Here is a 25,890-nt window from a genome sequence, read left to right as displayed (position 1 = left end):
GTCGCTGAATCAGGCGCGAGCATGAGGAGCATCGTTGAGCAGGTTGCGTTGGCTGACGGCCGGAGAATCGCACGGCCCGGCGCTGGTGGCGACGCTGGAGGGTCTTCCCGCCGGCGTCCCGGTCACCACGGAGCTGGTGGCCGAACACCTGGCCCGGCGCCGGCTCGGCTACGGCCGCGGTGCCCGGATGAAGTTCGAGCAGGACGAGATCACCTTCCTCGGCGGCGTTCGCCACGGGCTGTCCCAGGGTTCGCCCGTCGCCGTCATGATCGGCAACACCGAGTGGCCCAAGTGGGAGACCGTCATGTCGGCCGACCCGGTCGACCCCTCGCTGCTCAAGGAGACCGGCCGCAACGCGCCGCTGACCCGCCCCCGCCCCGGCCACGCCGACCTCGCGGGCATGCAGAAGTACGGCTTCTCCGAGGCCCGGCCGATCCTGGAGCGCGCCAGCGCCCGTGAGACCGCCGCCCGCGTCGCCCTCGGTGCCATCGCCCGGTCCTTCATCAAGGAGGTCGCGGGCATCGAGATCGTCTCCCACGTCGTGGAGCTGGCCGCCGCCAAGGCCCCGTACGGCGTCTACCCGACCCCCGCCGACGTCGAGAAGCTCGACGCCGACCCGGTGCGCTGCCTCGACGCCGACGCGTCGAAGGCGATGGTCGCGGAGATCGACCAGGCCCACAAGGACGGCGACACCCTCGGCGGCGTCGTCGAGGTCCTCGCCTACGGGGTGCCCGTGGGCCTCGGCTCGCACGTGCACTGGGACCGCCGCCTCGACGCGCGCCTCGCGGCCGCGCTCATGGGCATCCAGGCGATCAAGGGCGTGGAGGTCGGCGACGGCTTCGACCTGGCCCGCGTACCCGGCTCGCAGGCGCACGACGAGATCGTCTCCACCCCCGAGGGCCTCAAGCGCACCTCCGGCCGCTCCGGCGGCACCGAGGGCGGTCTGACCACCGGTGAGCTGCTGCGCGTACGCGCCGCGATGAAGCCGATCGCGACCGTGCCGAAGGCCCTCGCGACCGTGGACGTGGCCACCGGTGAGGCCACCGTCGCGCACCACCAGCGCTCCGACGTCTGTGCCGTGCCCGCCGCGGGCATCGTCGCCGAGGCCATGGTCGCCCTGGTGCTGGCCGACGCCGTCGTGGAGAAGTTCGGCGGCGACTCGGTCCCCGAGACCCGCCGCAACGTCCGCTCCTACCTCGACAACCTGCAGATCCGGTGACCGCCACCAACGGCACCGGCCCCCTGGTCGTCCTCGTGGGCCCCATGGGATCCGGCAAGTCCACCGTGGGCGAACTGATCGCGCGGCAGCTCGGCGTCTCCTACCGGGACACCGACGCCGACATCGTCGCGGCCCAGGGCCGGGAGATCTCCGACATCTTCGTGGACGAGGGCGAACCCTACTTCCGTGAGCTGGAGCGGGAGGCGGTCGCCGCCGCCGTCGCCGGACACGGCGGGGTCCTCGCCCTCGGCGGCGGCGCCGTCCTCGACGAGAAGACGCGCGAGCTGCTCACCGGACTGCCCGTCGCCTACCTCTCGATGGACGTCGAGGAAGCGGTCCGGCGCGTGGGCCTCGGCGCCGCGCGCCCGCTGCTCGCCGTCAACCCGCGCCGTCAGTGGCGCGAGCTGATGGAGGCCCGGCGCCCCCTGTACACCGAAGTCGCGCGCGTCGTGGTGGCCACCGACGACCGCACCCCCGAAGAGGTCGCACAGGCGGTCCTCGACGCTCTGGAGTTGAAGAACGCATGACAGACCAGGTGACGCGGATCCAGGTCGGCGCGAGCGCCGGGCACGACGCGTACGACGTGCTGGTCGGCCGGCAGCTGCTCGGGGAGCTCGGCTCCCTGATCGGTACGAAGGCCCAGCGGGTCGCCGTCATCCACCCCGAGGCGCTCGCCTCGACCGGTGAGGCCCTGCGCGACGACCTCGCCGCCCAGGGGTACGAGGCCGTCGCCATCCAGGTGCCGAACGCCGAAGAGGCCAAGACGGTCGAGGTGGCGGCGTACTGCTGGAAGGCCCTGGGGCAGTCCGGCTTCACCCGCACCGACGTCATCGTCGGCGTCGGCGGGGGAGCCACCACCGACCTCGCGGGCTTCGTCGCGGCCTCCTGGCTGCGCGGCGTGCGCTGGATCGCCGTACCGACCACCATCCTCGCGATGGTCGACGCGGCCGTCGGCGGCAAGACCGGCATCAACACCGCCGAGGGCAAGAACCTCGTCGGCGCCTTCCACCCGCCGGCCGGCGTCCTGTGCGACTTGGCGGCGCTGGAGTCGCTGCCCGTCAACGACTACGTCAGCGGCCTCGCCGAGATCATCAAGGCCGGATTCATCTCCGACCCGGTGATCCTCGACCTGATCGAGGAGGACCCGGCGGCGGCGCGCACGCCCGCCGGCCCGCACACGGCCGAGCTGATCTGCCGCTCCATCCAGGTCAAGGCGGACGTGGTCTCCAGCGACCTCAAGGAGTCGGGGCTGCGGGAGATCCTGAACTACGGGCACACCCTCGCGCACGCCATCGAGAAGAACGAGCGCTACAAGTGGCGGCACGGAGCAGCCGTATCGGTGGGCATGGTCTTCGCGGCCGAGCTCGGCCGGCTGGCGGGCCGCCTCGACGACGCGACGGCCGACCGGCACAAGGAGGTGCTCGCCTCGGTGGGCCTTCCACTGACCTACCGCGGCGACCAGTGGCCCAAGCTGCTGGAGACCATGAAGCTCGACAAGAAGTCCCGCGGGGACCTGCTGCGCTTCATCGTCCTGGACGGGCTGGCCAAGCCGACCGTCCTGGAGGGTCCGGACCCGGCCGTCCTCGTGGCGGCGTTCGGTGAAGTCACGGCCTGAGCCGGGCCACCGCGTGACCGGGTGGCCGTTCGAGCCGCCGGGGTCATATAACGTTCTCGCATCAGTCGTGCTGTAACGAGACGGAGTGGCCGCGGATGCACCAGGGAGTGGCAGGCGGGGGCTGGGAGCCGCCGGGGAGTCAGTACCCGGCGGCGGCGCCGCACGGGGCCACCGGGCACGTCCCGCTGCCGCCCGCCGTCCCCGGCACCGGCGGCGCCACCCTCGCGGTGCTGCTGATCGGCCCCGCGGGCGCCGGGAAGACCACCGTGGCCCGGCACTGGGCCGGCACCCGTCCCGTTCCCACCGCGCACGTCAGCCTGGACGACGTACGGGAATGGGTGTGCTCGGGCTTCGCGGACCCCCAGGCGGGCTGGAACGACCACTCCGAGGCCCAGTACCGGCTCGCCCGCCGCACCTGCGGCTTCGCCGCCCGCAACTTCCTGGCCAACGGGATCTCGTGCATCCTCGACGACGCCGTGTTCCCGGACCGGCCGGTGGTGGGGCTCGGCGGCTGGAAACGCCATGTGGGACCCGCGCTGCTGCCGGTGGTCCTGCTGCCCGGCCTGGAGATAGTCCTGGAGCGCAATGCCGCCCGCTCCGGAAACCGGCGGCTCTCCGACGAGGAGGTCGCGCGGATCCACGGCCGGATGGCCGGCTGGTACGGGTCCGGGCTGCCGATCATCGACAACTCCCACCTCGACGTCGAAGGCACCGCCCGCGCGCTGGACGAGACCCTGGCGCGCGTCATCTCGGCCCCGGCCCACTGAGCCCCGCCCGCCGGCCCCGGCCCGCCGGCCCCCCGGACGGCCGCGCTCACCAGGCCGGATACGCGCCACGCTCGTAGGCTCGAAAACATGTCAGACGTGTACGCGGCCCGCCGGGGCCTGCTTCGCGACCGCTGTGCGGCCGCCGGAAACGCCGCCGCACTCATCACGCGTCCGGCGAACGTCCGCTACCTCTCCGGGGCGTCGCCGCTGGGCGCCGTCCTGCTGGTCGGGCCGGGCGGTGAGGACATGCTGTTCTGCGCCGGAGCGCCCACCGGGGAGGCCGAGGAGGGACGGCCCGACGAGAACCTGCGGCTCTCCGTACTGGCCGGCCCGGGCGCGGATCCCGCCGTCGCGGCGGCGGACGCGGCCGCTCTCGCCCGCGCGGACTCCCTGGCGGTGGAGGAACACCACCTCACCGTCGGCCGGCACCGCGCCCTGGGCTCCGTAGCGCCCGGGCTGCGCCTGGCCGACCTCGGAACCGCCGTGGAGCAGCAGCGCCTCGTCAAGGACGAGGAGGAGATCGCCTGTCTGCGGATCGCCGCCGAGATCGCCGACCAGGCCCTCGGAGAGCTGCTGGAATCGATCCTGGTGGGCCGTACCGAACGGCACCTGGCCCTGGAACTGGAACGCCGCCTGGTGGACCACGGGGCCGACGGCCCGGCCTTCCCCACCTCGGTCGGCACCGGCCCGCACTCCGGACGCTCCCGGCACCGGCCGTCCGACCGCAGGGTGGAGGAGGGCGACTTCCTCTCCATCTGCCTCGGCGCCAACTACCGGGGCTACCGCTGCGAGATCGGCCGCACCTTCGTCATCGGCACGACCCCCGCCGACTGGCAGATCGAGCTGTACGACCTGGTCTTCGCCGCGCAGCGGGCCGGCCGCGAAGCCCTGCTGCCCGGGGCCGCGTACCGAGACGTGGATCACGCGGCCCGCTCCGTACTCGACTCCGCAGGTCACGGTGAAGCCCTCGCCGCGTGGACCGGACACGGTGTCGGTCTCGAAATCGACGAGGACCCGCAGCTTGCACCTACGGCCATGGGTAAACTGGACGCTTGCGTGCCGGTCACCATCGAGCCGGGGGTTCACCTCCCTGGCCGGGGCGGTGTCCGGATCGATGACACGCTCGTCGTGCGCCCCGAGGCGGACGGCGGTCCCGAGCTACTCACCATTACGACCAAGGAGCTGCTCGCGCTCTAGCCCGCACCGCCGGGCTGTGCGCGCACCCGTGGTCTTCCAGTGCAGGAGATTCCCAAACCGTGGCTTCCACGAACGACCTCAAGAACGGCATGGTGCTCAAGCTCGACGGTGGCCAGCTCTGGTCCGTCGTCGAGTTCCAGCACGTCAAGCCCGGCAAGGGCCCGGCCTTCGTGCGCACCAAGCTGAAGAGCGTCATGTCCGGCAAGGTGGTCGACAAGACCTTCAACGCCGGCACCAAGGTCGAGACGGCCACCATCGACCGCCGCGACATGCAGTTCTCCTACATGGACGGCGAGTACTTCGTGTTCATGGACATGGAGGACTACGACCAGCTGATGGTCGACAAGAAGGCCGTCGGCGACGCCGCCAACTTCCTGATCGAGGGCTTCACCGCCTCCGTGGCCCGCCACGAGGGCGAGGTGCTGTACGTCGAGCTCCCGGCCGCCGTCGAGCTGACCATCCAGCACACCGACCCGGGTGTCCAGGGCGACCGCTCCACCGGTGGCACCAAGCCGGCGACGCTGGAGACCGGTCACGAGATCCAGGTCCCGCTCTTCATCAACACCGGTGAGAAGATCAAGGTCGACACCCGCACGAGCGACTACCTCGGCCGGGTGAACAGCTAACCGTGGCTGCCCGGAGCAACGCGCGCAAGCGCGCTTTCCAGATCCTGTTCGAGGCCGACCAGCGCGGGGTGTCCGTGCGCGAGGTCCTCGCGGACTGGATCCGCCACTCGCGGTCGGACACCGACCGCCAGCCCGCGGTGAACGAGTTCACCATGGAACTCGTCGAGGGGTACGCCGACAAGGTGGACCGCATCGACGATCTGATCGCCACCTACGCCGTGGACTGGGACCTCGACCGGATGCCGGTCGTGGACCGGAACATCGTGCGCCTCGGTGCCTACGAGCTGATCTGGGTCGACGGGACCCCGGACGCCGTGGCCATCGACGAGGCCGTTCAGCTGGCCAAGGAGTTCTCCACGGACGAGTCGCCCTCGTTCGTGAACGGACTACTCGGCCGCTTCAAGGACCTCAAGCCGAAGTTGCGCCGCAGCGAGAGCTGATGCGCGCCGGTACGGCGTGAACGGAGGGCCCGCAGCGCACGCGCTGCGGGCCCTCCGTCGTACGCCCGCCCGGGGCCGGGCGCGGACGTGAAAAACCGGTGGGTGCCCGGAGCCGAGAGGCTCCGGGCACCCACCGGTAACGTTTCTGCTGAGACCTGGCTGAGGCCTAGATGTCCTCGTGCGCCACCGCACGACGCGCGTCCGCGTCCAGCACGCCCCAGCTGATCAGCTGCTCGGTCAGGACCGAGGGGGACTGGTCGTAGATGACCGCGAGCGTGCGCAGGTCGTCCTGGCGGATCGAGAGCACCTTGCCGTTGTAGTCGCCGCGCTGGCTCTGGATGGTCGCCGCGTAGCGCTGCAGCGGGCCGGCCTTCTCAGCGGGGACGTGGGCCAGGCGCTCCAGGTCGAGGCGCAGCTTCGGCGGCGGCTCGGCCGCTCCGCCGGGGGTCGTGCCCGGCAGCAGTTCCTGCACCGGCACCCCGTAGAAGTCCGCCAGCTCGGCGAGGCGCTGGACGGTCACGGCGCGGTCCCCGCGCTCGTAGGAACCGACCACCACGGCCTTCCACCGGCCCTGGGACTTCTCCTCGACACCATGGAGGGAAAGGCCCTGCTGGGTGCGGATGGCGCGGAGCTTGGCCCCGAGCTGTTTGGCGTATTCGCTGGACATAACGCTCCCGGACGCTGTGACGCTGTGACGACATGGACGCTGTACGGCTCCGCCGCGCGGCTGGTAACTCACTGTGAGGTTACGCAGCGTTACTTGGATGCGTCAAGCCGAATGGTCTCCATCGCCCACTTAAGAGGGGTCCTGGGCTGCCCCGATGCGCGGCCCGCGGAATCCCCCTGGTACCGTGGACGGCGTAGATCAGACGTCCTTTAAGGTCCGTCCCGTGAGGCGGAGAAGGAGGTCCTTTTCATGGACACTCAGCACGCTCAGGCTCAGGCCGTTCAAGACTCCGATGCCATGCGCCCCGTTCTCGAAGCGCAGGACATCGCACGGGTCCTTACCCGTATCGCCCACGAAATCGTCGAACGCGCCAAGGGCGCGGACGATGTGGTGCTCCTCGGCATTCCCACCCGCGGTGTTTTCCTCGCCCGCCGGCTGGCCGTCAAACTCGAAGAGATCACCGGTGCCAAGATCCCGGTCGGTTCCCTCGACATCACCATGTACCGCGACGACCTCCGGATGAAGCCGGCCCGCGCGATCGGCCGCACCGAGATCCCCGGCGACGACATCGACGGCCGCCTGGTCGTCCTGGTCGACGACGTCCTCTTCTCCGGCCGCACCATCCGTGCCGCCCTCGACGCCCTCGGCGACATCGGCCGCCCCCGCGCCGTGCAGCTCGCGGTCCTCGTCGACCGCGGCCACCGCGAACTGCCGATCCGCGCCGACTACGTCGGCAAGAACCTCCCCACGTCGCTGCGGGAGAACGTCCAGGTCCAGCTCCAGGAGGAGGACGGCCGAGACGCCGTACTGCTCGGCCAGCGGACCGCCCGGGCAGCGGGGCAGTAACCCGCACACGCGCGCGGGCCCTCGGGGGTCCGCGCCGAAGTCTGCCCTGCCGCACCTCAAGCCCGCCTGTCTGCCCTCCCGACTTACGGAGCACCCGGATGAAGCGCCACCTCATCTCGGCCGCCGATCTCACGCGCGACGACGCCGTCCTCATCCTCGACACCGCCGAGGAGATGGCCCGAGTCGCCGACCGGCCGATAAAGAAGCTGCCGACCCTGCGCGGCCGCACGATCTGCAACCTCTTCTTCGAGGACTCGACCCGTACCCGGATCTCCTTCGAGGCCGCCGAGAAGCGCCTCTCCGCCGACGTGATCAACTTCGCGGCGAAGGGCTCCAGCGTCTCCAAGGGCGAGTCCCTCAAGGACACCGCCCAGACGCTGGAGGCCATGGGCGTCGACGCCGTGGTCATCCGCCACAGCGCCTCCGGCGCCCCCTACCGGCTCGCGAACTCCGGCTGGATCGACGCCCCCGTGATCAACGCGGGCGACGGCACCCACCAGCACCCCACCCAGGCGCTGCTCGACGCGTTCACCATGCGCCGCCGCCTGGTCGGCAGGGACGCCGGGCTCGGCAAGGACCTCGACGGCCGCCGGATCACCATCGTCGGCGACGTCCTGCACAGCCGCGTGGCCCGCTCCAACGTCGACCTGCTGCACACCCTCGGCGCCGAGGTCACCCTGGTGGCCCCGCCCACCCTGGTCCCGGTCGGCGTCGAGGCCTGGCCGTGCGAGATCTCGTACAGCCTGGACGCGGTGCTGCCGAAGTCCGACGCCGTGATGATGCTGCGGGTGCAGCGCGAGCGGATGAACGCGGCCTTCTTCCCGACCGAGCGCGAGTACTCCCGCCGCTACGGCCTGGACGGCGCCCGGATGGCGCGGATGCCCGAGCACGCCATCGTCATGCACCCCGGCCCGATGGTCCGCGGCATGGAGATCACGGCCGAGGTCGCCGACTCCGACCGCTGCACGGTCATCGAGCAGGTCGCCAACGGCGTCTCGATCCGCATGGCCGTCCTGTACCTCCTGCTCGGCGGATCCGAGCCCGCCGTCACCACCACCAGCACGCCCCGCACCGAGGAGAGCAAGTAAAGATGAGCAAGATCCTTATTCGTGGGGCGAAGGTACTTGGTGGCGACGTCCAGGACGTCCTGATCGAGGGCGAGAACATCACCGCCGTGGGCGCGGACCTGGACGCCGGCGACGCGACCGTCATCGAGGCCGCCGGACAGGTCCTGCTCCCGGGCCTCGTCGACCTCCACACCCACCTGCGCGAGCCCGGCCGCGAGGACTCCGAGACCGTCCTCACCGGCACCCGTGCCGCGGCCTCCGGCGGCTACACCGCCGTCTTCGCCATGGCCAACACCTTCCCCGTCGCCGACACCGCCGGCGTCGTCGAGCAGGTGTGGCGCCTGGGCAAGGAGTCCGGCTACTGCGACGTGCAGCCCATCGGCGCCGTCACCGTGGGCCTCGAGGGCAAGCAGCTCTCCGAGCTGGGCGCCATGCACGAGTCCGCCGCCCGCGTCACGGTCTTCTCCGACGACGGCAAGTGCGTGGACGACGCGGTGATCATGCGCCGCGCCCTGGAGTACGTGAAGGCCTTCGGCGGCGTCGTCGCCCAGCACGCCCAGGAGCCCCGCCTCACCGAGGGCGCCCAGATGAACGAGGGCGTCGTCTCCGCGGAGCTCGGGCTGGGCGGCTGGCCGGCCGTCGCCGAGGAGTCGGTCATCGCCCGCGACGTCCTGCTCGCCGAGCACGTCGGCTCCCGTGTCCACATCTGCCACCTCTCCACCGCCGGCTCCGTGGAGATCGTCCGCTGGGCCAAGTCCCGCGGCATCGACGTCACCGCCGAGGTCACCCCGCACCACCTGCTCCTCACCGACGAGCTCGTGCGCTCGTACAACCCGGTCTACAAGGTCAACCCGCCGCTGCGCACCGAGGCCGACGTACTGGCCCTGCGCGAGGCGCTGGCCGACGGCACGATCGACATCGTCGCCACCGACCACGCCCCGCACCCGCACGAGGACAAGGACTGTGAGTGGGCCGCCGCCGCCATGGGCATGGTGGGCCTGGAGACCGCGCTCTCCGTCGTCCAGCAGACGATGGTGGAGACCGGACTGCTCGACTGGGCGGGCGTCGCCGAGCGGATGTCCTTCGCCCCGGCGCGCATCGGCAGCCTTCCGAACCACGGACGGCCCGTCTCGGCAGGTGAACCCGCGAACCTGACCTTGGTCGATACCTCGTACCGTGGTGTCGTGGACCCCGCACACTTCGCCTCCCGCAGCCGCAACACGCCTTACGAGGGCCGTGAGCTGCCGGGTCGCGTCACTCACACCTTCCTGCGGGGCCGGGCAACGGTCGTGGACGGGACGCTGGCGTGACACCTGCAGTAATCCAACTGGCCGCCGAGGCCGAACGACAGTCGGCGGAGGTGACGGACTGGGGCGCCCGCATCGCGTGGGTGGCCGGTCTGCTCGTCTTCATCGCGTTCGTGTACTGGCTCATGCGGCAGGGCTGGAAATGGCGCGGCACCCTGCAGAGCGATCTGCCGGAGCTGCCCGCCGCCCCCGGCGGTCTTCCCGAGCACCGGCTGGCCCTGACCGGCCGGTACCACGGGTCCACCACCGCCGGGCAGTGGCTCGACCGGATCGTCGCCCACGGTCTGGGCGTCCGCAGCCGGGTCGAGCTCGCGCTCACCGACGCGGGACTCGACGTGGTCCGTCCGGGTGCCAACGACTTCTTCGTACCGGCCGCGCAGCTGCGCGGCGCCCGCCTCGACAAGGGAATCGCGGGCAAGGTACTCACCGAGGGCGGTCTCCTCGTCGTCACATGGGCGCACGGCGACAGGCTGATCGACTCCGGATTCCGCTCCGACCGCGCGGCCGAACACGCCGCCTGGGTCGAAGCGATCAACCTCATGAACCACTCAATCACCACGACGGAAGGCGCCGAACGATGACGACCTCCACCAGGGGAGCAGCCAAAGCTCCCGCCGTACTCGTCCTGGAGGACGGTCGGATCTTCCGCGGCCGCGCCTACGGCGCTGTGGGGGAGACCTTCGGCGAGGCCGTGTTCTCCACCGGCATGACCGGCTACCAGGAGACCCTCACCGACCCGTCGTACCACCGGCAGGTCGTCGTGATGACCGCCCCGCACGTGGGCAACACCGGCGTCAACGACGAGGACCCCGAGTCCTCCCGCATCTGGGTCGCCGGGTACGTCGTGCGCGACCCCGCCCGCGTCCCCTCGAACTGGCGCTCCCAGCGCTCGCTGGACGAGGAGCTCGTCAAGCAGGGCGTCGTCGGGATCTCCGGCATCGACACCCGCGCCCTGACCCGCCACCTGCGCGAGCGCGGCGCCATGCGCGTCGGCATCTTCTCGGGTGCGGCCTGGGAGGGCGTCCGCGACGCGGCCCTGCTGGCCCGCGTCCTGGAAGCCCCGCAGATGAAGGGCGCCGACCTCGCCGCCGAGGTCGCCACCAAGGAGACGTACGTCGTCCCCGCGATCGGCGAGAAGCGCTTCACCGTCGCCGCCGTGGACCTCGGCATCAAGGGCATGACCCCGCACCGGATGGCCGAGCGCGGCATCGAGGTGCACGTGCTCCCCGCCACCGCCACCGTCGAGGACGTGTACGCGGTCAACCCCGACGGTGTGTTCTTCTCCAACGGACCGGGCGACCCGGCCACCGCCGACGGCCCCGTCTCCGTGATGCAGGGCGTCCTGGAGCGCAGGACCCCGCTCTTCGGCATCTGCTTCGGCAACCAGATCCTGGGCCGCGCGCTCGGCTTCGGCACCTACAAGCTGAAGTACGGCCACCGCGGCATCAACCAGCCGGTGCAGGACCGCACCACCGGCAAGGTTGAGATCACCGCGCACAACCACGGCTTCGCCGTGGACGCGCCCCTCGACAAGGTCTCGGACACCGCCTACGGGCGCGCCGAGGTCTCCCACGTCTGCCTGAACGACCAGGTCGTCGAAGGCCTCCAGCTGCTCGACCAGCCGGCCTTCTCCGTCCAGTACCACCCCGAGGCGGCCGCCGGCCCGCACGACGCCGCGTACCTCTTCGACCGCTTCGTAAATCTGATGGAGGCCGAGCGTGCCTAAGCGCACCGATATCCAGTCCGTCCTGGTCATCGGCTCCGGCCCGATCGTCATCGGCCAGGCCGCCGAGTTCGACTACTCCGGGACCCAGGCCTGCCGCATCCTCAAGTCCGAGGGCCTGCGGGTCATCCTGGTGAACTCCAACCCCGCCACGATCATGACCGACCCGGAGATCGCCGACGCCACGTACGTCGAGCCGATCACCCCCGAGTTCGTCGAGAAGATCATCGCGAAGGAGCGCCCCGACGCGCTGCTCCCGACCCTCGGCGGCCAGACCGCGCTGAACACCGCCATCTCCATGCACGAGCAGGGTGTGCTGGAGAAGTACGGCGTCGAGCTCATCGGTGCGAACGTCGAGGCGATCAACAAGGGCGAGGACCGCGACCTCTTCAAGGGTGTCGTCGAAGCCGTCCGCGCCAAGATCGGCTACGGCGAGTCCGCCCGCTCGGTCATCTGCCACACGATGGACGACATCATCCAGGGCGTCGACACCCTCGGCGGCTACCCCGTCGTCGTGCGCCCCTCCTTCACCATGGGCGGCGCCGGCTCCGGCTTCGCCCACGACGAGGACGAGCTGCGCCGCATCGCCGGCCAGGGGCTGATGCTCTCCCCGACCACCGAGGTGCTCCTGGAGGAGTCCATCCTCGGCTGGAAGGAGTACGAGCTCGAGCTGATGCGCGACACCAAGGACAACGTCGTCGTCGTCTGTTCCATCGAGAACTTCGACCCGATGGGCGTCCACACCGGCGACTCGATCACCGTCGCCCCGGCGATGACGCTGACCGACCGCGAGTACCAGCGGCTGCGCGACATCGGCATCGCGATCATCCGCGAGGTCGGCGTCGACACCGGCGGCTGCAACATCCAGTTCGCGATCGACCCGGTCGACGGCCGCGTCATCGTCATCGAGATGAACCCGCGCGTCTCGCGCTCCTCGGCGCTCGCGTCGAAGGCCACCGGCTTCCCGATCGCCAAGATCGCCGCCAAGCTGGCCATCGGCTACACCCTCGACGAGGTCCCCAACGACATCACCGAGAAGACGCCGGCCTCCTTCGAGCCGTCCCTCGACTACGTCGTCGTCAAGGCCCCGCGCTTCGCCTTCGAGAAGTTCCCGCTCGCCGACGCCACCCTCACCACCACCATGAAGTCGGTGGGCGAGGCCATGGCCATCGGCCGCAACTTCACCGAGGCCCTCCAGAAGGCCCTGCGCTCCCTGGAGAAGAAGGGCTCGCAGTTCACCTTCGTCGGCCCCACCGGCGACAAGGAGGAGCTCCTCGCCACCGCGGTCCGCCCGACCGACGGCCGCATCAACACCGTCATGCAGGCCATCCGCGCCGGCGCCACGCAGGAAGAGGTCTTCGAGTACACGAAGATCGACCCCTGGTTCGTCGACCAGCTCTTCCTCATCAAGGAGATCGCGGACGAGCTGGCCTCCGCCGACAAGCTCTACCCCGAGCTGCTCGCCGAGGCCAAGCGCCACGGCTTCTCCGATTTCCAGATCGCCGAGATCCGGGGCCTGCGCGAGGACGTCGTCCGCGAGGTGCGCCACGCGCTCGGCGTCCGCCCGGTGTACAAGACGGTCGACACCTGTGCCGCCGAGTTCGCCGCGAAGACCCCGTACTTCTACTCCTCCTACGACGAGGAGTCCGAGGTCGCCCCGCGCGAGAAGCCCGCGGTCATCATCCTGGGCTCTGGCCCGAACCGCATCGGCCAGGGCATCGAGTTCGACTACTCCTGCGTCCACGCCTCCTTCGCGCTCAGCGACGCCGGCTACGAGACCGTGATGGTCAACTGCAACCCCGAGACCGTCTCCACGGACTACGACACCTCCGACCGCCTGTACTTCGAGCCGCTCACGCTCGAGGACGTGCTGGAGATCGTCCACGCCGAGTCCCTGGCCGGCCCCATCGCCGGAGTCATCGTCCAGCTCGGCGGCCAGACCCCGCTGGGCCTGGCCCAGGCCCTCAAGGACAACGGCGTCCCCGTCGTCGGTACCCCGCCGGAGGCCATCCACGCCGCAGAGGACCGCGGCGCCTTCGGCCAGGTCCTCGCCGAGGCCGGCCTGCCCGCCCCCAAGCACGGCACCGCCACCACCTTCGCCGGCGCCAAGGCCATCGCCGACGAGATCGGCTACCCGGTCCTCGTACGCCCCTCGTACGTGCTCGGCGGCCGCGGCATGGAGATCGTCTACGACGAGGACCGGCTGTCCTCGTACATCGCCGAGTCCACCGAGATCTCGCCGACCCGCCCCGTGCTGGTCGACCGTTTCCTCGACGACGCGATCGAGATCGACGTCGACGCCCTCTACGACGGCACCGAGCTCTACCTCGGCGGCGTCATGGAGCACATCGAGGAAGCCGGGATCCACTCCGGCGACTCGGCCTGCGCCCTGCCCCCGATCACCCTCGGCGGCTACGACATCAAGCGCCTGCGCACGTCCACCGAGGCCATCGCCAAGGGCGTCGGCGTACGCGGTCTGATCAACATCCAGTTCGCGATGGCGGGTGACATCCTCTACGTCCTGGAGGCCAACCCGCGCGCCTCCCGGACCGTCCCCTTCACCTCGAAGGCCACCGCGGTCCCGCTCGCCAAGGCCGCCGCCCGCATCTCGCTCGGCACCACCATCGCCGAGCTCCGCGAAGAGGGCATGCTCCCCAAGAGCGGCGACGGCGGCACCCTGCCGCTCGACGCGCCGATCTCCGTCAAGGAGGCCGTCATGCCGTGGTCGCGCTTCCGCGACATCCACGGCCGCGGCGTCGACACCGTCCTCGGCCCGGAGATGCGCTCCACCGGCGAGGTCATGGGAATCGACTCCGTCTTCGGCACGGCGTACGCCAAGTCGCAGGCCGGCGCCTACGGCCCGCTGCCCACCAAGGGCCGCGCGTTCATCTCCGTCGCCAACCGCGACAAGCGCTCGATGATCTTCCCGGCGCGCGAGCTCGTCGCCCACGGCTTCGAGCTGATGGCGACCTCGGGCACCGCGGAGGTCCTGCGCCGCAACGGCATCAACGCCACCGTCGTGCGCAAGCTCAGCGAGGGCGAGGGCCCGGACGGCGAGAAGACCGTCGTCCAGCTCATCCACGACGGCCAGGTCGACCTGATCGTCAACACCCCGTACGGCACCGGCGGTCGCCTCGACGGCTACGAGATCCGTACGGCCGCCGTCGCGCGCGGCGTCCCGTGCCTCACCACGGTCCAGGCGCTCGCCGCGGCCGTCCAGGGCATCGACGCGCTCAACCGCGGCGACGTGGGCGTCTGCTCGCTCCAGGAGCACGCGGAGCGGCTGACCGCGGCCCGCGACTAGGTCCCGGGCAGGACCGATCGGCCCGTACGGCCCGTAGAGGGGAGGGGGACACCGTCAAGCGCGATGCGCGACGGTCGTCCCCCTCTTCATGAGCTCATGAGCGCACAAGGGGACTCCTCGACGATGTACAAATTCTTCTTCAACCTGGTCTTCAAGCGGATGGACCCGGAGCAGGCCCACTACATGGCCTTCCGCTGGATCCGCCTCGCGGCGCGTACGCCGGTGCTGCGCACCTTCGTCGCCGCCTCCCTGGCCCCCCGTCACGAGTCGCTGCGCACCGAGGCCCTCGGGCTGCGGATGCACGGCCCCTTCGGGCTCGCGGCCGGCTTCGACAAGAACGCCGTCGCCATCGACGGGATGTCGATGCTCGGCTTCGACCACGTCGAGATCGGCACCGTCACGGCCGAGGCCCAGCCCGGCAACCCGAAGAAGCGGCTGTTCCGGCTGGTGGCGGACCGCGCGCTGATCAACCGCATGGGCTTCAACAACGAGGGCTCGGCGGCCGTGGCCGAGCGCCTGGCCACCCGCAACCCCGTCTTCAGGACGGTCGTCGGTGTCAACATCGGCAAGACGAAGGTCGTCCCGGAGGAGGAGGCGGTGGCGGACTACGTCGCCTCCACCGAGCGCCTCGCCCGCCACGCGGACTACCTCGTCGTCAACGTCTCCTCCCCGAACACCCCGGGGCTGCGCAACCTCCAGGCGACGGAGTCGCTGCGCCCGCTGCTGAGCGCCGTGCGCGAGGCGGCGGACCGCGTCGTGACCGACCGCCGGGTCCCGCTGCTCGTCAAGATCGCCCCCGACCTCGCGGACGAGGACGTGGACGCCGTCGCCGACCTGGCCCTGGAGCTGGGCCTGGACGGCATCATCGCGACGAACACGACGATCGCCCGCGAGGGCCTGGGCCTGAAGTCCTCCCCGTCGCTGGTCAAGGAGACCGGCGGGCTGTCCGGCGCCCCGGTCAAGGCGCGCTCGCTGGAGGTCCTGCGCCGGCTGTACGCCCGGGTCGGTGACCGGCTGGTCCTGGTCGGCGTCGGCGGCATCGAGAACGCCGAGGACGCCTGGCAGCGGATCCTGGCCGGCGCGAGCCTGATCCAGGGCTACAGCGCCTTCATCTACGAGGGCCCCTTCTACGCCCGCGCCATCCACAAGGGCCTGGCCGCCCGCCTGGCCGCCAGCCCGTACGCGACGCTCGCCGAAGCGGTGGGCGCGGAAACCCGAAAGGCCGCTCTGTGACCCCTGTGAAGTCCGTGACCTCTGTGATCCCCTTCGGTACGCGTCTGCGCGAGGCGATGGACACCCGCGGGCCGCTGTGCGTCGGCATCGACCCGCACGCGGCGCTGCTGGCCTCCTGGGGCCTGAACGACGACATCGCGGGCCTGGAGAAGTTCTCCCGCACCGTCGTCGAGGCGCTCGCCGACTCGGTCGCGGTCTTCAAGCCGCAGGCGGCCTTCTTCGAGCGGTTCGGCTCGAAGGGCATCGCGGTGCTGGAGCAGACCGTGGCCGACGCCCGTGCGGCGGGCACGCTGGTGGTCATGGACGCGAAGCGGGGTGACATCGGCTCCACGATGGCCGCGTACGCGGAGACCTTCCTGTCGCCCTCCTCGCCGCTCTTCTCGGACGCGCTGACCGTCTCCCCGTACCTGGGCTACGGCTCGCTGAAGCCGGCGGTCGACCTCGCCCGTGAGTCGGGGGCCGGCCTGTTCGTCCTGGCCCTCACCTCCAACCCGGAGGGCGCGGAGGTCCAGCGGGCGGTACGGGAGGACGGCCGGACCATCGGCGCGACGATGCTCGGGCACCTGGCGGCGGAGAACGCGGGGGCCTCCCCGATGGGCTCCTTCGGAGCGGTCGTCGGCGCGACGCTCGGGGACCTGTCCTCCTTCGACCTGGACATCAACGGGCCGCTGCTGGCTCCCGGGATCGGGGCGCAGGGCGCGACGGCGGCGGACCTTCCGGCGGTCTTCGGCGCGGCCGTCCGCAACGTGGTCCCGAACGTGTCGCGGGGCGTGCTGAAGCACGGTCCGGATGCCGCTGCCCTGCGGGCCTCCGCCCGTACCTTCGCGGAGGAGATCCGCGAGGCCGTCTCCGCCTGACGCTCACCCCCTGCGCGGGGCGGAGTCCCCTACCTGCCGCCGCCCGGGGCTCCGCCCCGGCCCCGCTGCCGGGGGCCAGCCCCCGGACCCCCGCGCCTCAAACGCCGGCGGGGCTGGATTTCGGCCGGCGGCGGGTGGCGCGGGCGCGCAGCGCAATACGCCGCCTCGCAGGGCCGGGTTGCTCCGAGGCGTGCGCAGCCGGGCCGGGAGACAGGGCGTACGGCCCGGAGGGTCGGGGCTTCCGGCCGGTGCCCCCGGGGCTGGACGCGGGCGATCATGGGGTGGGGGGTTACGACCTCTACCCCGGACGGAGCGCCCCGCGTGCCCCCCGTACAGACCACCGCCACCATCCGGCGCATCGACCCCGTCGGGGCCTACCACCACCTGGTCCTCGACGCCCCGTCGGTCGCGGGGGTGCGGCCCGGCCACTTCGGCGCCCTGGCGATCGGCGGCCCCGACTCCGCCACCCTGCTGCGCCGCGCGTTCTCCATCCACCGCGCCGACCCCGACGAGGGAACCGTCGAGTTCGTCTTCGCCGAAGCCGGCCGCGGGACCAGGGCGCTGGCCCGGCACCGCCCCGGCGACACCGTCGACCTCATCGCCCCCCTGGGCACCCCCTTCCCCCTCCCCGGGAGCCCGGTCGGCGCCGTTCTCGTCGCCGGCGGCTACGGCAGTGCCCCGATGTTCGCCCTGGCCGAGGAGATCCTCGGCCAGGGCGGCCGCGTCGCCTTCGTGCTCGGCGCGGCCAACGCCGACCGGCTGTTCGGCGTCGAGCGGGCCATGGAACTCGCCGAGCACGTGTACGTGGTCACCGACGACGGTTCGGCCGGCCGCCGGGGCCGGGTCACGGGGCCCCTCGCCGAGGCCATCACGGTGGTCGGCGCCACCGAGGTCCACTCCTGCGGCCCCATGGGCATGCTCAAGGCCGTCACGGGGATCGCCACCGCCGCCGGAGCGACCAGCCACACCGCCGTGGAAGAGGCCATGGCCTGCGGCATCGGGATCTGCATGAGCTGCGTCCTGCCCGTCACCGGCCCCGACGGGGTCACCCGGTTCGTTCGCTCCTGCACATCCGGCCCCGTCTTCGACGGCTCCACCGTCCGCTGGGACGACGCCGGAACCCTGCCCGAGGACCTCGAGGGAGCCGACGCGATGACTCCGAAGGAGACCCGGCGATGAACGCGTCGATCCTGCCCGAGGACGTGGACATGTCGGCGCCGCTCGGCGCCCACGTCACCCTCCCCAACCCGGTCTCCACCGCCTCCGGCTGTGCCGGCTACGGCCGCGAGCTGCACCGCTTCACCCCGCTGGACGAGCTCGGCACCATCACCACCAAGACCGTGATGCCGTACGTCCGCTCCGGCCGCGCCACTCCGCGGATGGCCGAGACCCCCAGCGGGATGCTGAACTCCATCGGACTCCAGGGCTCCGGCGTCGACCACTTCGTCGAGCGCGAGCTGCCCTGGTTGGCCGAGCGCGGGGCACGGGTCCTCGTATCGGTCGCGGGGGAGCGTACGGAGGAGTTCGCCGAGGTGGCCGCCAGGCTGACCGGGCAGCCCGGGGTGGTGGGGATCGAGGCCAACATCTCCTGCCCCAACGTCGCGAACCGCGGACTCGTCTTCGCCTGTGACGCCGATGCCTCCTTCGAGGTGGTCGGGGCGGTCCGGGCGGCGGCCGGCCCGGAACTGCCCGTGTACGCCAAGCTGACCCCCGATGTGACACGGATCACGGACATCGCGGCCGCCTGCGCGGACGCGGGCGCCGACGGGCTCTCGATGATCAACACCGTCCTCGGGATGGCCATCGACACCGACTCGATGCGCCCGGCCCTCGCCGGGGTCACCGGTGGCCTCTCGGGGCCCGCGATCCGCCCGGTCGCCGTCCGCTGCGTCCACCAGGTGTACGGGGCGATGCTCGCCGGCGCCGTGCGGCGGGTGCCCATCCTCGGCATGGGCGGGATCGCCTCCGCCCGCGACGCGCTCGAGTTCGTCCTCGCGGGCGCTTCGGGCGTGGCGATCGGGACCGCGCTGTTCAACGACCCGTCGGCGCCGCTGCGGATCCGCGACGGGCTGCGCGCGGCACTCGCCGTACGCGGGATCGGGTCGTTCGAGGACGCCGTCGGACGGGCTCATCGCGCTCCCTGACGAGATTCGAACGTCTTTCACCGGACAAAACCGGGGTGTTTTGTCTGTGATGTACGGTTCAGTGGAGGCTGACCAGGACTTTTCGTCCGTTCTCGCTGACTGGAGCGGTCATGGCCGCTAGTCTCCGACCAGAGTGAACGAGCAGCGATCGAGTTCCACCGCTGTTCGGGCGCTTCCCTGGCGTGATGCCTTCCGGCATCCCGTCGGTCCGTATCCGACAGTTCGACATCCGAGGTGACGTAGGCGTGGCTCTTCCGCCCCTTACCCCTGAACAGCGCGCAGCAGCGCTCGAAAAGGCCGCCGCGGCTCGCCGGGAGCGGGCCGAGGTGAAGAATCGACTCAAGCACTCCGGCGCCTCCCTGCATGACGTCATCAAGCTGGGTCAGGAGAACGACGTCATCGGCAAGATGAAGGTCTCGGCTCTCCTGGAGTCCCTGCCTGGCGTCGGCAAGGTGCGCGCCAAGCAACTCATGGAGCGCCTCGGCATCTCCGAGTCACGGCGTGTCCGAGGTCTCGGTTCCAACCAGATCGCCTCTCTGGAGCGTGAGTTCGGCGGCAACGCCGCCTAAGGCGTCGTCCGAAGTACTCCCGGCGTTCTCAGGCAGTCCCGAGAAGCTGGATAATCGCTCTATGGCAGCAGAGGTTCGTCCGCGGCTGACCGTGCTCTCCGGCCCTTCGGGGGTCGGCAAGAGCACGGTCGTCGCGCATATGCGCAAGGTTCACCCCGAGGTCTGGCTCTCGGTGTCGGCCACCACCCGCAAGCCGCGGCCCGGTGAGCGACACGGAGTCCATTACTTCTTCGTCAACGACGACGAGTTCGACAAGCTGATCGCCAATGGCGAGCTGCTGGAGTGGGCCGAGTTCGCGGGCAACCGCTACGGCACACCGCGCGGCGCAGTGCTGGAACGCCTGGAGAACGGCGAACCGGTCCTGCTGGAGATCGATCTCCAGGGCGCCCGACTCGTACGCGAGTCGATGTCCGAGGCACAGCTGGTCTTCCTCGCCCCCCCGAGCTGGGACGAGCTGGTCCGCCGGCTCACCGGCCGGGGCACCGAATCGGCGGAGGTCGTCGAGCGCAGGCTCGCCGCCGCCAAGATCGAACTGGCTGCCGAATCCGAGTTCGACAGCACCCTGGTCAACACCTCGGTCGAGGACGTGGCGCGCGAGCTGCTAGCCTTGATGAATGTCGTCTGATCGTTGACCGGTGTTCAGCTGGTCCGGACGGTCTGAAATTCGGCAGCGTCTAGGTTTTTCCCCATCTTCGGAAGGTAGAGCGTGTCCTCTTCCATTACTGCGCCCGAGGGCATCATCAACCCGCCGATCGACGAGCTGCTCGAGGCCACGGACTCGAAGTACAGCCTCGTGATCTACGCGGCCAAGCGTGCCCGTCAGATCAACGCGTACTACTCGCAGCTCGGTGAGGGCCTGCTCGAGTACGTCGGCCCGCTGGTGGACACCCACGTCCACGAGAAGCCGCTTTCGATCGCGCTGCGCGAGATCAACGCGGGTCTGCTGACCTCCGAGGCCATCGAGGCCCCGGCTCAGTAAGGCACGAGTTTTCCTTTCACCACAGGCCCGGCAGAACATCTGCCGGGCCTGTGGTGTGTCATAGGTGTCGTAGGTGTGACAGGTGCCAGAGAACCAGCCGGAGACCGGCCGAAGGGGCGTGTGTGGTGGGTAAGCCGAAGGTCGTGCTCGGAGTCAGCGGTGGGATCGCCGCCTACAAGGCGTGCGAGCTGCTGCGCCGACTGACCGAGTCCGGGCACGAGGTACGGGTGGTGCCGACGGCGGCCTCGCTGAACTTCGTCGGAGAGGCCACCTGGGCCGCCCTCTCCGGGAACCCGGCCTCCACCGAGGTCTGGGAGAGCGTCCACGAGGTGCCGCACGTGCGCATCGGCCAGTCCGCCGACCTCGTGGTCGTCGCCCCGGCCACCGCCGACATGCTGGCCAAGGCCGCCCACGGGCTCGCCGACGACCTGCTCACCAACACGCTCCTCACCGCACGCTGTCCGGTGGTGTTCGCACCCGCGATGCACACCGAGATGTGGGAACACCCGGCCACCCAGGAGAACGTCGCCACGCTGCGCCGGCGCGGAGCCGTTGTCATCGAGCCGGCCGTCGGGCGGCTCACCGGCAAGGACACCGGCAAGGGGCGGCTGCCGGACCCCGGGGAGATCTTCGAGGTCTGCAGGAGCGTGCTGGCCCGGGGCGCGGCCGGGCCCGACCTCGCCGGTCGGCACGTGGTGATCAGCGCGGGCGGTACGCGCGAACCCCTGGACCCGGTCCGCTTCCTCGGCAACCGTTCCTCCGGCAAGCAGGGCTACGCCCTCGCCCGCACCGCCGTCGCGCGCGGGGCCCGGGTCACCCTGGTCTCCGCCAACGCCGCGCTCGCCGACCCGGCCGGGGCGGACCTCGTACGGGTCGGAACGGCCCTGCAGCTGCGGGAGGCGGTCCTCAAGGCCGCCGCGGACGCCGACGCGGTGGTGATGGCCGCGGCCGTGGCGGACTTCCGGCCCGCCGAGTACGCGGGCGGGAAGATCAAGAAGAAGGACGGTCAGGAACCGGCGCCGGTCGCCCTGGTACGTAATCCGGACGTTCTCGCGGAGATTTCCGCCGACCGCGCCCGGGAGGGCCAGATCGTGGTGGGCTTCGCCGCGGAGACCGACGACGTGCTCGCGAATGGGCGGAGCAAGCTCCTCCGCAAGGGGTGCGACCTGCTCGTCGTGAACGAGGTCGGTGAGACCAAGACCTTTGGTTCCGAGGAGAACGAGGCGGTTGTCCTGGGCTCCGACGGGAGCGAGCTGGCGGTCCCCTATGGTCCGAAGGAAGCGCTCGCAGAGGTTATTTGGGACCGGGTCGCTCTCCTGATGGAGGCGCGACGCGCCTGAGCGAAGCCTCTTTCCGCAGGGCGATCCGTGCGTAAGAATGGAGTGCCGCAGGTCACACGGCTCCCACAGGGCGAGACGGGTGGTCCGGCGAACGGTGGCGACCGATAAACTGCATCCGGAACGTGATCGGGCGCAGCCTCCGATGTGGTTCCGCCAATAATTCAGCCAGCAGCCGCTGCAACCCCAGGGAGCGTTGTGTCCCGTCGCCTGTTCACCTCGGAGTCTGTGACCGAGGGTCACCCTGACAAGATCGCTGACCAGATCAGCGACACCATTCTCGACGCGCTCCTCACCGAGGACCCCACCTCGCGCGTCGCCGTGGAGACCCTCATCACCACCGGTCTCGTCCACATCGCCGGAGAGGTGACGACGAAGGCCTACGCGCCGATCGCGCAGCTCGTGCGCGACAAGATCCTCGAGATCGGCTACGACTCCTCCAAGAAGGGCTTCGACGGCGCTTCCTGTGGCGTGTCGGTGTCGATCGGCGCGCAGTCCCCGGACATCGCTCAGGGTGTCGACACCGCCTACGAGAAGCGTGTCGAGGGCGATGAGGACGAGCTCGACAAGCAGGGCGCCGGCGACCAGGGCCTGATGTTCGGCTACGCCTGCGACGAGACCCCCGAGCTGATGCCGCTGCCGATCCACATCGCGCACCGGCTGTCCAAGCGCCTTTCCGAGGTCCGCAAGAACGGGACCATCCCGTACCTGCGTCCCGACGGCAAGACCCAGGTCACCATCGAGTACGACGGCGACAAGGCCGTCCGTCTCGACACGGTCGTCGTGTCCTCGCAGCACGCGGCGGACATCGACCTGGACTCGCTGCTCGCCCCGGACATCCGCGAGTTCGTCGTGGAGCACGTGCTGAACCAGCTGGTCGAGGACGGCATCAAGCTGGAGACCGAGGGCTACCGCCTGCTGGTCAACCCGACCGGCCGTTTCGAGATCGGCGGCCCGATGGGCGACGCCGGCCTGACCGGCCGCAAGATCATCATCGACACCTACGGCGGCATGGCCCGCCACGGTGGCGGCGCCTTCTCGGGCAAGGACCCGTCCAAGGTCGACCGCTCCGCCGCCTACGCGATGCGCTGGGTCGCGAAGAACGTCGTGGCCGCCGGACTGGCCTCGCGCTGCGAGGTCCAGGTCGCGTACGCCATCGGCAAGGCCGAGCCCGTCGGACTCTTCGTCGAGACCTTCGGCACCCACAAGGTCGACGTCCAGAAGATCGAGGACGCCATCGGCCAGGTCTTCGACCTGCGCCCGGCCGCGATCATCCGCGACCTCGACCTGCTGCGCCCCATCTACGCGCAGACCGCCGCCTACGGCCACTTCGGCCGCGAACTCCCCGACTTCACCTGGGAGCGCACCGACCGCGTGGCCGCCCTGCGCACGGCCGCGGGTCTGTAAGCAGCGCCGCACCGTCTGACGCGAACGGCCCCGGACCCTCGGTCCGGGGCCGTTCGCGCGTCCGGCGTTCGCGTACCCGTCGCCCGCGGAAATTCCGGTGTCGCGCGCGAGGGCCACGGTTAGGCTGGCCCAGGCCTTCCGGTGCGAAGGCGACGGATACATCTGGAGCGGGTGAGTCGTCCCCGTGTCGAAGGAACCCCACCGCCGCCGATGACGATCTCGGGAGCGCCGCCTGGCCCCGCGCTGTCGGTGGGGTTTGGTAAGAATGCGGGTGTGAGCAGCGCGAACGAGTCCGAGCAGCGGTTCGGGGACGAGAGTCCCGCAGGCCCGCCGGAGCAGCTCGCCCTGATCCGGGAGATGGTCGCCGAAGCCAAGGCCAAGGCACCCAAGGCGAAACCCCGTACCTGGCGCGGAGCCGCCGTCGCCGAGGAGCTCCCGGTCGCCCGGGTCCTGGTCAACAAGGGCGTGCTCCACCTCGACCGGCTCTTCGACTACGCGGTCCCCGCCGAACTCTCCGGGACCGCCCTGCCGGGCGTCCGTGTCCGTGTCCGCTTCGGCGCCGGGGGCCACCGTGTCCACGGCGGCCGCCGCGAGGGCGGCGGGCTCATCGACGGCTTCGTCATCGAGCGCCGCGCCGACTCCGACTACAACGGCGCGCTCGCGGCCCTCGCCCAGGTCGTCTCGCCCGAGGTCGTGCTCGGCCCCCGCATGCTCGCCCTCGCCCGCGCCGTAGCCGACCGGTACGCGGGCAGCCTCGCCGACGTGCTCCAGCTCGCCCTGCCGGCGCGCAGCGCCCGCGCCGAGGCCAAGCCGTCCCCCGAGCCGCTGCCCCCGCCCGCCGCCCCCGAGCCCGCCGGCTGGGAGCGGTACGGCGCCGGGCCGGCCTTTCTGCGGGCCCTGGCCACCGGTGGTACCCCGCGTGCCGTGTGGACGGCCCTGCCCGGCCCGGGCTGGGCCGACGAGCTGGCCCGTGCCATGGCCGCGACCCTCGCCTCCGGGCGCGGCGCCCTCGCCGTGGTCCCCGACGGGCGCACCGCCGCCCGCGTCGACGCTGCCCTGACCGCCCTGCTCGGCGAGGGGCGGCACGCGCTGCTGACCGCCGAGTCCGGGCCGGAGAAGCGCTACCGCCAGTGGCTGGCCGTCAGCCGGGGCTCGGTGCGGGCCGTCGTCGGCACCCGGGCCGCGATGTTCGCTCCCGTGCGGGACCTCGGCCTGGTCGCGATCTGGGACGACGGGGACTCCAGCCACAGCGACGTCCACGCCCCCTTCCCGCACGTGCGGGAGGTACTGGAGCTGCGCGCGGTCACCGACGGCTGCGGCTTCCTGGCCGGGAGCACCAGCTGCACGGTGGAGGCCGCGCAGCTCGTCGAGTCCGGCTGGGCCCGGCCGCTGGTGGCCGACCGCGAGACGGTACGGACGTACGCGCCCCGGATCCGGACCGTCGGCGACGAACTGCTGGCCCGGGACGGTGCGGCCCGGGCCGCACGGCTGCCGAGCGTGGCCTGGGAGACCGTACGGGAGGGGCTGAGGACCGGGCCCGTCCTGGTCCAGGTGCCCCGGCGCGGGTACGTGCCGCGGCTGGCGTGCGAGCGGTGCCGTACGCCGGCCCGCTGCACGGTCTGTGCGGGGCCGCTGGAGGCCCCCGACGAGCGGGACCTGCACTGCGGGTGGTGCGGGCGGCAGGAGAGCTCCTGGCACTGCCAGGAGTGCGGGTCGTTCCGGCTGCGGGCCCAGGTGGTCGGCGCCCGGCGTACGGCCGAGGAACTGGGGCGGGCCTTCCCGGCCGTGCCCGTACGGACCTCCGGGCGCGACCACGTCCTGGACGAGGTCCCGGACCGGCCCGCGCTGGTGGTGTCCACGCCCGGCGCCGAGCCGGTGGCGGCGGGCGCCGGGTACGCGGCGGCGCTGCTGCTGGACGGCTGGGCGATGCTGTCCCGGCCCGACCTGAGGGCCGGCGAGGACGCGCTGCGGCGCTGGATCGCGGCGGCCTCGCTGGTACGGGGGGAGGGCCAGGTCGTGGTGGTCGCGGAGCCGACGCTGCGGCCGGTGCAGGCCCTGGTGCGGTGGGACCCCGTCGGGCATGCGGTGCGGGAGCTCGCGGAGCGGGCACAGCTGGGGTTTCCGCCGGTCTCGCGGATGGCGGCGGTCGCCGGGCGGGGAGAGGTGGTCGAGGCCTTCCTTGCGGGGGCCGGGCTGCCGGCGGACGCGGAGATCCTGGGGCCGGTGCCGATGCCTGGGCGGCGGGGGGAGCCTTCGCCGGGGGAGCGGGCGCTGGTCCGGGTCCCGCCGGGCAGCGGCGCGGCCCTGGCGGCCGCGCTGAAGGCCGCCCAGACGGCCCGGCTGACCCGTGGCGTCCCCGCGTCGGAAGCGGTCCGCATCCGCATCGACCCCCTGGACATCGGCTAGCCCCTGCCGGTACCTGGCGGGGGCCCTGCGGGGGCTCTGTCCCCTGCCGGCCCTTCCACCGTTCCCCGGGCGCTGCCCGGCCCCGGTCCTCGAACGCCGGGCGGGCCGAGAGACCCGAATCGCCGGACGGGCTGGAATACGGCGCAAGCCCCCGGTGGGGCGACCGGGGGTCGCTCCGCC

24 protein-coding genes are annotated in these 25,890 nt (G+C 71.3%); 23 read left to right on the top strand and 1 reads right to left on the bottom strand.

The genetic code is table 11. The features are described 5' to 3' along the window. The first annotated feature begins 34 nt into the window (after nt 1–34). The 7 genes from aroC to nusB all read left to right on the top strand — a co-directional run bounded on the left by aroC (nt 35) and on the right by nusB (nt 5,864). Complete coding sequence (aroC, locus tag OG389_RS07280) at nt 35–1,219, top strand: chorismate synthase (RefSeq protein ID WP_328297641.1); 1,185 nt, start codon at nt 35–37, stop codon at nt 1,217–1,219. Nucleotides 1,220–1,263: 44 nt separating this feature from the next. Continuing rightward, nucleotides 1,264–1,746 carry a shikimate kinase gene (locus OG389_RS07275; protein WP_328303583.1) on the top strand — a complete coding sequence of 161 codons (483 nt, stop codon included), beginning with the start codon at nt 1,264–1,266 and terminating at the stop codon, nt 1,744–1,746. Then, complete coding sequence (gene aroB / locus OG389_RS07270; RefSeq protein WP_328297640.1) at nt 1,743–2,834, top strand: 3-dehydroquinate synthase; 1,092 nt, start codon at nt 1,743–1,745, stop codon at nt 2,832–2,834. Before OG389_RS07275 ends, aroB begins: the two co-directional genes overlap by 4 nt. A gap of 95 nt (nt 2,835–2,929) precedes the next feature. Further along, nucleotides 2,930–3,601: an AAA family ATPase gene (locus OG389_RS07265; protein ID WP_328297639.1), complete on the top strand. Its 672-nt coding sequence runs from the start codon at nt 2,930–2,932 to the stop codon at nt 3,599–3,601. An 87-nt stretch (nt 3,602–3,688) separates the two neighbouring features. Beyond that, on the top strand, nt 3,689–4,798 hold the full coding sequence (locus OG389_RS07260) for an aminopeptidase P family protein (RefSeq protein WP_328297638.1): 1,110 nt from the start codon (nt 3,689–3,691) through the stop codon (nt 4,796–4,798). A gap of 59 nt (nt 4,799–4,857) precedes the next feature. Beyond that, nucleotides 4,858–5,424: an elongation factor P gene (gene efp / locus OG389_RS07255; RefSeq protein WP_328297637.1), complete on the top strand. Its 567-nt coding sequence runs from the start codon at nt 4,858–4,860 to the stop codon at nt 5,422–5,424. Between the two features lie 2 nt (nt 5,425–5,426). Next, nucleotides 5,427–5,864, top strand: a complete 438-nt coding sequence (nusB, locus tag OG389_RS07250; protein WP_328297636.1) for a transcription antitermination factor NusB — start codon at nt 5,427–5,429, stop codon at nt 5,862–5,864. A gap of 166 nt (nt 5,865–6,030) precedes the next feature. Here nusB and bldD read toward each other — a convergent pair whose 3' ends face one another. Next, nucleotides 6,031–6,531, bottom strand: coding sequence for a transcriptional regulator BldD (gene bldD, locus OG389_RS07245; protein WP_069929708.1), 501 nt, complete (start codon nt 6,529–6,531; stop codon nt 6,031–6,033). 249 nt (nt 6,532–6,780) lie between these two features. Here bldD and pyrR point away from each other — a divergent pair, with 249 nt between their 5' ends. The 16 genes from pyrR to OG389_RS07165 all read left to right on the top strand — a co-directional run bounded on the left by pyrR (nt 6,781) and on the right by OG389_RS07165 (nt 25,710). Next, nucleotides 6,781–7,377, top strand: coding sequence for a bifunctional pyr operon transcriptional regulator/uracil phosphoribosyltransferase PyrR (pyrR, locus tag OG389_RS07240; protein WP_328297635.1), 597 nt, complete (start codon nt 6,781–6,783; stop codon nt 7,375–7,377). 98 nt (nt 7,378–7,475) lie between these two features. Continuing rightward, nucleotides 7,476–8,465, top strand: a complete 990-nt coding sequence (locus OG389_RS07235; protein ID WP_328297634.1) for an aspartate carbamoyltransferase catalytic subunit — start codon at nt 7,476–7,478, stop codon at nt 8,463–8,465. 2 nt (nt 8,466–8,467) lie between these two features. Continuing rightward, a complete protein-coding gene (locus OG389_RS07230; protein WP_328297633.1) occupies nt 8,468–9,754 on the top strand; it encodes a dihydroorotase in 1,287 nt (428 codons plus the stop codon). Then, nucleotides 9,751–10,332 carry a PH-like domain-containing protein gene (locus tag OG389_RS07225; RefSeq protein ID WP_328297632.1) on the top strand — a complete coding sequence of 194 codons (582 nt, stop codon included), beginning with the start codon at nt 9,751–9,753 and terminating at the stop codon, nt 10,330–10,332. Before OG389_RS07230 ends, OG389_RS07225 begins: the two co-directional genes overlap by 4 nt. Next, on the top strand, nt 10,329–11,477 hold the full coding sequence (gene carA, locus OG389_RS07220; protein WP_328297631.1) for a glutamine-hydrolyzing carbamoyl-phosphate synthase small subunit: 1,149 nt from the start codon (nt 10,329–10,331) through the stop codon (nt 11,475–11,477). The genes OG389_RS07225 and carA overlap by 4 nt, the downstream gene beginning before the upstream one ends. Continuing rightward, nucleotides 11,470–14,778: a carbamoyl-phosphate synthase large subunit gene (carB, locus tag OG389_RS07215; protein ID WP_328297630.1), complete on the top strand. Its 3,309-nt coding sequence runs from the start codon at nt 11,470–11,472 to the stop codon at nt 14,776–14,778. Before carA ends, carB begins: the two co-directional genes overlap by 8 nt. A 123-nt stretch (nt 14,779–14,901) precedes the next feature. Then, nucleotides 14,902–16,011: a quinone-dependent dihydroorotate dehydrogenase gene (locus OG389_RS07210; RefSeq protein WP_328303581.1), complete on the top strand. Its 1,110-nt coding sequence runs from the start codon at nt 14,902–14,904 to the stop codon at nt 16,009–16,011. A gap of 14 nt (nt 16,012–16,025) precedes the next feature. Continuing rightward, nucleotides 16,026–16,868, top strand: coding sequence for an orotidine-5'-phosphate decarboxylase (gene pyrF, locus OG389_RS07205; protein WP_328297629.1), 843 nt, complete (start codon nt 16,026–16,028; stop codon nt 16,866–16,868). A gap of 321 nt (nt 16,869–17,189) precedes the next feature. Next, nucleotides 17,190–18,047 (top strand): dihydroorotate dehydrogenase electron transfer subunit, encoded by an 858-nt coding sequence (locus OG389_RS07200; RefSeq protein WP_328297628.1) that lies wholly within the window; start codon nt 17,190–17,192, stop codon nt 18,045–18,047. Continuing rightward, entirely contained in the window at nt 18,044–19,012 is a 969-nt protein-coding gene (locus OG389_RS07195) for a dihydroorotate dehydrogenase (RefSeq protein ID WP_328297627.1), read from the top strand. Before OG389_RS07200 ends, OG389_RS07195 begins: the two co-directional genes overlap by 4 nt. Nucleotides 19,013–19,257: 245 nt before the next feature. Then, nucleotides 19,258–19,581, top strand: a complete 324-nt coding sequence (gene mihF, locus OG389_RS07190; protein ID WP_243334344.1) for an integration host factor, actinobacterial type — start codon at nt 19,258–19,260, stop codon at nt 19,579–19,581. Between the two features lie 61 nt (nt 19,582–19,642). Further along, nucleotides 19,643–20,206: a guanylate kinase gene (gene gmk, locus OG389_RS07185; protein ID WP_328297626.1), complete on the top strand. Its 564-nt coding sequence runs from the start codon at nt 19,643–19,645 to the stop codon at nt 20,204–20,206. A gap of 81 nt (nt 20,207–20,287) precedes the next feature. Next, entirely contained in the window at nt 20,288–20,560 is a 273-nt protein-coding gene (rpoZ, locus tag OG389_RS07180) for a DNA-directed RNA polymerase subunit omega (RefSeq protein WP_004948662.1), read from the top strand. A gap of 125 nt (nt 20,561–20,685) precedes the next feature. Next, nucleotides 20,686–21,900 carry a bifunctional phosphopantothenoylcysteine decarboxylase/phosphopantothenate--cysteine ligase CoaBC gene (gene coaBC / locus OG389_RS07175; RefSeq protein WP_328297625.1) on the top strand — a complete coding sequence of 405 codons (1,215 nt, stop codon included), beginning with the start codon at nt 20,686–20,688 and terminating at the stop codon, nt 21,898–21,900. A gap of 195 nt (nt 21,901–22,095) precedes the next feature. Beyond that, nucleotides 22,096–23,304, top strand: a complete 1,209-nt coding sequence (metK, locus tag OG389_RS07170; protein WP_328297624.1) for a methionine adenosyltransferase — start codon at nt 22,096–22,098, stop codon at nt 23,302–23,304. 273 nt (nt 23,305–23,577) lie between these two features. Then, nucleotides 23,578–25,710 (top strand): primosomal protein N', encoded by a 2,133-nt coding sequence (locus OG389_RS07165; RefSeq protein ID WP_443059219.1) that lies wholly within the window; start codon nt 23,578–23,580, stop codon nt 25,708–25,710. Nucleotides 25,711–25,890: the final 180 nt, after the last annotated feature.

The sequence above is a fragment of the Streptomyces sp. NBC_00435 genome (assembly GCF_036014235.1).
Lineage (GTDB): Bacteria > Actinomycetota > Actinomycetes > Streptomycetales > Streptomycetaceae > Streptomyces.
This window is presented reverse-complemented; position numbering and strand designations above follow the sequence as displayed.